This is a genomic window from Bacteroides sp. 51 (assembly GCF_010500965.1).
In the GTDB taxonomy this organism is placed as follows: domain Bacteria; phylum Bacteroidota; class Bacteroidia; order Bacteroidales; family Bacteroidaceae; genus Bacteroides.
Window position 1 is genome coordinate 1 of the sequence record NZ_QVMI01000131.1, and the last position, 384, is coordinate 384.

Below are 384 nucleotides of genomic sequence, written 5' to 3' on the forward strand. Positions count from 1 at the left end.
GAAGAGGTCGGAACTTACAATTTAAGTTCCGACCTCTTACTATGTAATTTGAATGTTGTTTTAGCTTTCAGCTCTGATCGATTCGTCGATTACTTTAATAAATACAGGAGAAGAAAAGAATGAAAAGAAGTTTTGTCGACGCTCTGGCCAACAGGATGACCCATTTCTCAGGATAAAGCAGGAATGGTTTTACGCTGTCTTCGCCCATGTATGGGGCTACGGCACTGATTGCATTAACCATGAAGCATAAGAATATCCCCTATCTTATTGCTACAATGCTGGTGGGCTATTTCCTTGTATTTATGTATCTCGTCTATGAATAAATACTTTCCACGCTGCTTTACAAAAGAATCAGCCAAGTCAACCAGTCGGTGATCTACAAAA

At 39.6% G+C, this 384-nt stretch carries 1 pseudogene; it reads right to left on the bottom strand.

Annotated features, from left to right (window positions below):
- Nucleotides 1-130: 130 nt before the first annotated feature.
- Nucleotides 131-238: pseudogene (locus tag D0T87_RS23830) on the bottom strand (orotidine 5'-phosphate decarboxylase); the annotation flags it as partial.
- Nucleotides 239-384: the final 146 nt, after the last annotated feature.